This window comes from Cryobacterium sp. MLB-32 (genome assembly GCF_000738085.1).
In the GTDB taxonomy this organism is placed as follows: domain Bacteria; phylum Actinomycetota; class Actinomycetes; order Actinomycetales; family Microbacteriaceae; genus Cryobacterium.
In genome coordinates, this window is record NZ_JPRS01000501.1 from 1 (window position 1) to 977 (window position 977).

1 pseudogene is annotated in these 977 nt (G+C 58.8%); it reads right to left on the reverse strand.

The features are described 5' to 3' along the window. Window positions 1-627 precede the first annotated feature (627 nt). Window positions 628-977 (reverse strand): annotated as a pseudogene (locus JF66_RS23895) (MFS transporter); the annotation flags it as partial.

Consider the following 977-nt stretch of genomic DNA (forward strand, 5'->3'; position numbering starts at 1 on the left):
CGCATTGCAGTTCGCGCAGGCGATGGTGGAGTCCACAGGGGGGCAGTACATCTGCACAATGAACAGTAACGACGTACCAGATGAAGTCCTTGATCAGGACTGGTTCAAAGTCGGTGTTATCCGCACCGTCCTTGACACGGAACCCGGTGGACTGCTCGGGCGTGTGTTCTAACAACCTGCCCGACCAGTCCAGGGAACACCTTGGTCTCGGACGATCGCCACCTATGTGTGAGAGGTGGCCTATTTTTTCGAGCATTGAGCATTGAGCATTGAGCATTGAGCATTGAGCATTGAGCATTGAGCATTGAGCATTGAGCATCGAGCGATGCGCTGGCATGCTTCCGCGCGACAGCGCATCGCTCGATAAGCCTGAGAAATCAGCAACGCCCGGTCTCGTAACCAATGTGCCTCGGAACCCACGGGTTATGAGACGGTCTGAACGGTCGAAACCTTGTCGCGTTAAAGGCACCTGAGCGCGAATCCTTAACGGGCGGGTCTTACGGGCACCTCCCGCCCAAGCGCGATGCGGAGCCCAGTTGTCGCGAGGGAGCGTCCGTAGGGGGTCCCTCTTGCGGGCATGCTCAATGCGTTTGGCGGATCACCTCTCGCATAGCGTTGGATGGCGTTTCAAGTGCTTGGCGGGGGGTCCTCGGCGGCGTCAATCGCGGCGTTGGTGAGCAGGGGCATCAACACCAAGAGGCCGAGCGTGAGCAGCCCCATGATTCCGAACATGGTTTGCAATCCGAGCCAATGGGCCAGGAGGCCGCCCGTTGCTGCGCCGATGGGCATCGTGCCCCAGGCCAGCAGACGATAGACGCTGTTGACCCTTCCGAGTAGTTCGTTGGGTGTGATTCTCTGACGCAGTGAAACGGTGATCACATTCCAGAGCACGACCAGCAGCCCTCCGATGAAGAAAATCAGACCGAGTATGAATGGGTTGTTGGTGACGGCGGGGGCGCCGACGAAGGCGGAGACTC